We start from the raw sequence: 7,658 nt of genomic DNA, 5'->3' as shown, positions 1-7,658 counted from the left end.
GAAATAATATATTCACTACTTTCTATTTTATCTTGAATATAATTCCCTGATAAATAAAAGGCAACAGCATGTCGTCCTCCGGCAATTGTTGAATATTCTCCATCTATAAATATTGTGTTTCCTTTTCCAATCTTATCATAAATATTTTGAAAGTCATTAGTAATCCAATTATTTGATTGAGAATAACGGATTTTTGATCTATTTAAAATATTATTTGAATAATAAAATGTAATTAAAGAAAAAAGCAAAACATAAAAAATGTAATAATAAGAATGCTTTAATTTGGATATTGATTTTATCAGAGCGAGATAAAATATCATTGAAATTCCAATATAATAAATGCTTTGAAAATTATGAAAAAATGTAAAGTGCCGCATAGGAAATGACCAAATAAAACCAAAACTAAAAAGGGTTATTAACAGTTGACGTTCTTTAGAGTAATAAATAAATATAGAGCAAAATAACAAAGATAGAAGCACAAATACTCTTTTTATATTTTTTACTGATTTGTTATTATTAGTTATGGAAAAAATACCATGAGGCACAATTGTATGAAAAATCCTATCTGTTTGTTGAAATATAAAATTCCCCCAAGATAATTTAGACTGAAACTCTCTATTTAATTCATCATCGGCTCCAAGTCTGATTTTTGCTGATTTAAAAGTACTTAATTCCTTAAAAGAATTTCCTGTCATTTTTTGTTCATTAACTAAATTAATTCCCAATAAAACAGTACCATAAATAAAAGCAATAATTGCAAGTTTAAATAAATTACTTTTGAACACTGCTTTTATCGATCTTTCGTTTTTAATTTTTATAAAAAAATCAATAGCGATATATGGAAACAAAAGTGCATATACCTGCCATCCAAAAGAAATTCCAATTAGCACTTTAACAATCAGTTGTTTGAATTTCCCGTATTTTGAATAAATAATAAATCCATAGACAATCAGTAAACAAGCAAATAATGTCATTACATCGTTAAAAATCATGTCATTATAAAAAGTGAGATAAAATGAGGAATAGGAAAATAAAACAACTGATAATGATAGCAGAGCTTTTTTTGTAAATTCAAAAAAAATAAAAAAAGCTATAAACATTCCACTACAAAAAAATAGAAGTATTATTTTTCGTGCAATAAAAATTTGATTACTCAAATTATCAGGAAATGGAAGCATTGATAATTTTATAATGGCAAAAGTAGTTATAGGGAAAGAATTATAGGCAGAATAAATACTATTTCCTTCTTTATCTAATGACATTTTATGAAACATTAAAAAGTTGTGTTTTGAAGATAAATTTTTGGCAATTGTAATCCCATGAGAAGATAAAAATCCGTTATGTCCTGCTTGAAAACCTATATTGGTTTTTTGAAAAACAATTATATAAAATGATGCTAATACTAAAATAATAATAGCAAATTTTTTGGTATCAATTTTACTAATTATCTCTTTTCCCATTTGTTTTTTGCTCACTAATTCCAATAATCTAAGGATACTTACTGCTTACTGTCAAGTCAACCCCCTTAAAGCAATTTCCCTTCTTCCGTATAAATTAACTCTGTTTCATTATCGTCATAATCAACTACATAAATTTTGTATAGTTTTTCATCAGGATTATCCATAACTACTACTTTTTTTATCTCCAAATCATTGAATTTTGTTTTTTCAAAAGATTTCACAACAGCATCAGGAAGTCTTTCATAATCAATAATAATGTAAGTGTTCAGCCATTTCCCCTTGTTAGAAAAACTTACGTCATACCATTTATTATCACTGTAAAACGTAATAATATAATTATCACCATCCATTTTCCATTCATTCAAATCGCCTTTAGGATATTTTTTATTAAATGCATTTAAAACGTTTTCAGCAATTGCAGTATCAGCAGTAGCAATTGTATCAGTTATATTTTCTTGAGCATTAACTAAAAAGGATAAAAGAATCAAAAATATGATAAGAGAGTATTTCATAGCAATATTTTTTTTGAGGTAAAAATACAACTTTCAAAAACAACATTCAAATTTCATAAGTAAAATGATTGCTGAAATATTTACCTTTGCTCTAAAAAATCATTGTACAAAAAATGGCATACGGTTATTCTGCATATTCAGAGCTTAATATTTCAATAAAGATTATTATTTTTCTTATTTCTGCATTACTTATAGATGTTTATATAAATAGAGGAGTACGAATACTTTACAAAGATTTAAAAAACAAATTAATTCGTAGAACAGCCTTTATTTTTCATTGGATAATTTTTCTGGTTTTTGCAGGATTAATATTTTTCTTTTTTTTAAGAAAGGGAGCAAAACCCGATGATTATCTTAGGTCAAGAGTTTATTTTTTAATAATTACTTTATTTATCTTAAACTATTTTCCCAAAATTATTTTCAGTATTTTTATTTTAATGCGTGATGTCCTTACCTTTATAAAATTTTCATTAATTAAACTTCTTAAAAGAAATGTTACATCAAATTATCTGATACGTAAGTACTTCCTAAAAATCGGTTTAATTTTAAATGTTATATTTTTTATAATTATATTACATTCTATTCTTATTCAAAAATACAATTTCAAAATAAAAACAACAGAAGTAGTTTGCCAAAACCTCCCTCCTGCTTTTGAAGGGTTTAAAATTGTTCAATTCTCCGACACTCACTTTGGTAGTTTTAAAAAAGAAAATACCTTTGAAGAAGCAATAAATATTATAAATAATCTAAAACCCGATATAATTGTTTTTACAGGAGATATGGTAAATTTTACAGGTCGTGAAGCAAAAAACCAAGTGAAAATATTCAGTAAATTAAATGCGAAATACGGAATGTATTCAATTTTAGGCAATCACGATTACGCTGATTATATTTTAAGTTACACTCAAGACAAAAAAGATAATTCAATTTCACTTTTAAAAAAATATCAAGAACAAATGGGCTTTAGCGTTTTAGAAAACCAATCTAAAAGCATAAAAATCAACAATGATTCCATTGAGATACTTGGAGTTGGAAATTGGGGAACACCTCCTTACAAGATTTATGGTAATCTTGATAAAGCAATGCAAAATACTGCAAAAAGCACTTTTAAAATATTACTCTCACACGATCCAGAACATTGGGAATATGAAATTGTTCCAAAAAATTATGACATAAATTTAACACTTTCAGGTCATACCCACGGAGGACAATTTGGAATAGATATTGGAAAATTTAAATGTAGTCCAATTAGTTTGAAATACAAATATTGGAGTGGATTGTACAAAGAGAAAGAGAAATATTTGTATGTAAACACAGGCTTAGGAGTTATAGGATTTTTAGGAAGAATAGGAATAAGACCGGAAATTTCAGAAATTATTTTAAAGAAATATTAGAATACAAGCTATTAGGCTTAAAACCAAGATAGTAGGCTAAGAAAACTTACTTCTTTATTTAAAATCAAAATTACCAACTGAACAAATTAGGCTTAATTTATTCAAACAACTGAACAAATTAGGCTTAATTTATTCAAATAACTGAACAAATTAGGCTTAATTTATTATATTTGCTCTAAAAAAAAATATGTTTAAACGAAGATTAACTCAAAAAATTAAAGACAGATTAGATAATAAAGATATAATTATTTTATACGGTGCAAGACAAGTAGGAAAAACAACACTTCTTGAAGAATTTTTGAAAGACAATCCTAATGCACTTATTTTAAACTGTGAAAGGAGTTTAGTTCATGATATATTTTCAACAAAAGATCTTTCACAAATAGAAATGCTTTTTGAAAATAAAAAATATATTGCACTTGATGAAGCACAAAATATAAATAATATTGGCAAAATTCTGAAGTTAGTTTATGATGAATTAGGTAATAAGTATAAAATCATAGCTACAGGTTCCAGTAGTTTTGAATTATCAAACAAAATTGTAGAACCATTAACAGGTAGAAACATAAAATTCCATCTTTATCCTTTGATGATTTCAGAAATCAAAGAAAAAAATGAATGGTTGTGGGTCAAAGAACAATTAAATAATTTCTTATTATTTGGAATGTATCCTGAAATAATAGAATTGCCATTATTAGAAAAAAAAGAAAAACTAAATGCACTATCTTCAGATTATCTTTTCAAAGACGTCCTTTCCCATGAAAATATAAGAAATGCTGATATTTTAAGATTATTAGTAAAAGCCATTGCTTTACAAATAGGCTCGCAAGTATCCTTTAATGAATTAGCTAATTTCTGTAAAGTCTCTGTTAATACTGTTATTAAATACCTTGATTTACTTGAAAAAACCTTTGTTATTTTTAGTCTCAATTCATACAGCAACAATCTAAGAAATGAAATCAAAAAAAGTAAGAAATATTATTTTTATGACTTAGGTATTAGAAACGCTTTGATTAATAATTTCACTCCTATTCAAAACAGAAATGATTTAGGTGCCTTATGGGAAAACTTTTGTATTTCAGAACGGATAAAACTTAACAGTATCAAACAACCTTTTACAAATTATTATTTTTGGCGAACGTATGATGGTGCTGAAATAGATTTAATAGAGGAAAATGATGGGAAATTAGAAACTTTTGAATTCAAATGGAAACTAAAGGGAAAAATAAAACTCCCAAATAGTTTTATTGAAAAATATAAAGTTAATAAGTTAAACATAGTTTCTAAAGATAATTTTCATGATTATTTATTGTAGGTTAATATCCGCATTTTCCAACCTATCAGATATTCAAGAGTTATCTTTTATCCAGTTTACAAGTCCCTTTTTCTCAATAATCTCCATAAGTTTTTCGGGTAATGGAGGTATGTTATATTCTTGATTATTTAAGGCAATTATTCCATTTTCAAAATCAATATCAATTTTATCACCGTCTTTGTATTTATCAACAATTTCACTATTTACAATCAAGAAAAGCCCTTGATTAATTGCTGATCTGTAAAAAATTCTGTTAACCGATTTTACAATAATCGCTTTGATTCCTAAATGAGCTAAACCAACTGATGGATGCTCACGTGAACTGCCACATCCAAAATTATCTCCTGCAACTATTACATCATCCTTTTGTGCATTATCAGAAAAACTTTCATCAAAACCTTTGAAGAGATGAGGCATTATTGCCTCAGGGTCTGAACTTAATACATTATATGTCAAGTTACCTGCAAACATTTGGTCAGTATTCAGATTGTCAACATCAGAGTAATTCCAAACAGCATTTTTGCGTCTTTGCTCATCTTTTGCAATTTCAATTGTAGAACTTTGTTTTTTCTCATAAGGAAATTTATCATTAGCTTCTATTCCCCTAGGGTCAGTAATTTTTCCTCTTATTGCCGAATAGGCAACTGTTGCAGGTGAAGCAAGGTAAATCTCAGATTTCGGATTACCCATTCTTCCTTTAAAATTTCTGTTAGCCGTAGAAATAACTGTAAATCCATCAGCAGGAATACCCTGTCCTGTTCCTAAACAAGGACCACATGAAGCACTTAAAATAGTAGCACCTGCAATCATCAATTTTGTAAATATTCCTTCTTCAACAGCTTGAAGGTAAATTTCTTTGGAGGCAGGAATTACAAGCAGTTGAAATCCCTCTTTTACTTTTTTTCCATCCAAAACATCAGCAGCAATTCTTAAATCTTCTAATCTACCGTTAGTGCATGTTCCTATTAATCCTTGATTCAGTTTAGTACCCTGAACATCAGAAACAGTTTTTACATTATCAACATGATGTGGAGCTGCTACCATTGGAACTATTTTACTCAAGTCAATTTCAATTTCTTTTTCATATTCAGCATCATCATCAGCCCAAATACCATCAATTTTGTCTTTGCCATAAAATTTAGCAAGAACTTCATCAGCAGGAAAAACTGCATTTTTAGCACCCATTTCGGAAGCAAGATTTGCAAGTGTCATTCTTTGGGCAATTGACAGATTTTTAACACCATTACCATGATATTCAATTGACATATAATTTGCTCCTGCCGAACCAATCATTCCAATTATCCAAAGTGAAATATCTTTGGCATAAACGCCTTTTTGTAGCTTACCATTAAGTATAATTTTAACTGAAGAAGGCACTCTAAACCATGTTTCGCCTCTACTCCAAATCCCTGCTGATTCAGTTCTGTCAATACCTGCGGCAAGTGAATTAAAAGCTCCTGCTGTACAAGTATGGCTATCGCTACCCACAATCAGCATCTTAGGTTTTGCATGATAAGACATTATTTGATGACAAATACCTTTTCCTGCATCATAAAACTTTTCTATCTTTTGCTCCTTTACAAAATCACGAATTATTTGGTAACTTGTTGCAAGTTTTGCATTTGTTGGTGGTGCATTATGGTCAAGTACAACAAGCATTTGTTCAGGGTAAGCTATTTTCTTACCCTTCATTTTTTCAAAAGTTATTTTTATGCTTGCAGTATTATCATGTGTTAAAACGATATCTGGTTTTTTAAAAACTATGCTTCCTTTTTTAGCATCAAGAATTTTTTCTACAAATGTTTTTCCTGTCATTTTTATTTATAATTTTTTAATAAAAAATAGATTTGTTTTTTTCAATAGAATAAGAATAGAAAATTTAAATGAATATAGGAATTGTTAATTTCCCATTTGTTCATCAAGTTTTTGCTGGTCAATAATTCTTTTGTTAAGTATATTTATGTATTGCTGTGCTTTTTTTATATCGTAATCGTAATATGCTTTTTTCATCCATTTAAGAGCTATATCAAATTCGCCTTTCATTTCACTGGCAATTCCCATATTAAAACAAGCTCTACCTCCAATCTTAGGCTCAGGGTCATCAACATGATGTTTCCAAATAGCAATTGCCATATCCCAGTCTTTATTTTGCACATATTTTTTAGCAAGCTTAAAATCATCAATTTTCCCTGTGTAATATATCCTTGAACTATGTGTCCAAGTTGGAGAAATACGAACAGCGAACCTATTACCTGCAAATATTGCTGCATCATTTATTGCTCTTCTTTTATTAGGTAGTTTGTGAAGTGCATCATCAGGTGTATTACCTTTTGAACTCCAATTTTTTACATCTCTAAAAGTTTTTTGGTCAATAATTCTATGATTTTTTTGGTCATAAATTCTCCATCCTGCATTTACATTTACAGTTAAATCGGCATGAAAAACAGTAACATAGTAAACTTCTTCATCTTTGGTTCTTTTTTCCTTTCTAGAACCTTTATTAATATGCATATCAGAATCAAATGTTTCTAATAAAATTAATGCATCAACTTTATTTCTCAAACAAATATCATCAACTTTAGCCCAGTCCAAAGGAGTAGCAAATGTTTTAGTACCGGTCCCTTTCAATTCATCACCTCCATATAAAAGTGCAACAAAGCGTGGTGAGGTATTAAGTTTTTCAACCAAACCTTCAATACAATGATTAGAGCCAACTCTATCGGCAAAAAGTGATTCTCCTGTTAATAATCCTTCAAGTATATTAGTTACTTTTTTATTATCAGCAGGTAATGAACGATTAGCCACAGCAACATTTTCAATGTGTTGAGGAATGTTTATTTCAGCAGGCAAAAGTACTTCCAATGGAATTGATGCAGTATGACATGCATTTAAAAATACAATTCCTGCAACAATTATCACAAAAGAAAGTTTTTTTAATATCCTAAGTTTCATTAGTATTATTTTTATTGATAAAACA

Annotated in this window: 6 protein-coding genes; 2 read left to right on the top strand and 4 right to left on the bottom strand. The window is 28.3% G+C overall.

Annotated features, from left to right (window positions below; genetic code table 11):
- Window positions 1-1,460: hypothetical protein (locus tag U9R42_13970; GenBank protein MEA3497130.1), on the bottom strand; the 1,460-nt coding region annotated here is incomplete at its 3' end.
- 65 nt (window positions 1,461-1,525) lie between these two features.
- Complete coding sequence (locus tag U9R42_13965) at window positions 1,526-1,972, bottom strand: PepSY-like domain-containing protein (protein MEA3497129.1); 447 nt, start codon at window positions 1,970-1,972, stop codon at window positions 1,526-1,528.
- Window positions 1,973-2,085: 113 nt separating this feature from the next.
- Here U9R42_13965 and U9R42_13960 point away from each other — a divergent pair, with 113 nt between their 5' ends.
- Together U9R42_13960 and U9R42_13955 are read left to right on the top strand one after the other, a co-directional pair.
- Window positions 2,086-3,366 (top strand): metallophosphoesterase, encoded by a 1,281-nt coding sequence (locus tag U9R42_13960; protein ID MEA3497128.1) that lies wholly within the window; start codon window positions 2,086-2,088, stop codon window positions 3,364-3,366.
- Window positions 3,367-3,553: 187 nt separating this feature from the next.
- Complete coding sequence (locus U9R42_13955) at window positions 3,554-4,681, top strand: ATP-binding protein (protein MEA3497127.1); 1,128 nt, start codon at window positions 3,554-3,556, stop codon at window positions 4,679-4,681.
- Between the two features lie 33 nt (window positions 4,682-4,714).
- Here U9R42_13955 and U9R42_13950 read toward each other — a convergent pair whose 3' ends face one another.
- A complete protein-coding gene (locus tag U9R42_13950) occupies window positions 4,715-6,496 on the bottom strand; it encodes an aconitase/3-isopropylmalate dehydratase large subunit family protein (GenBank protein ID MEA3497126.1) in 1,782 nt (593 codons plus the stop codon).
- 84 nt (window positions 6,497-6,580) lie between these two features.
- The coding region (locus tag U9R42_13945; GenBank protein ID MEA3497125.1) for a DUF6340 family protein at window positions 6,581-7,658 on the bottom strand (1,078 nt) is incomplete at its 5' end.

It is taken from the genome of Bacteroidota bacterium (assembly GCA_034723125.1).
In the GTDB taxonomy this organism is placed as follows: Bacteria; Bacteroidota; Bacteroidia; order CAILMK01; family JAAYUY01; genus JAYEOP01.
This window is presented reverse-complemented; position numbering and strand designations above follow the sequence as displayed.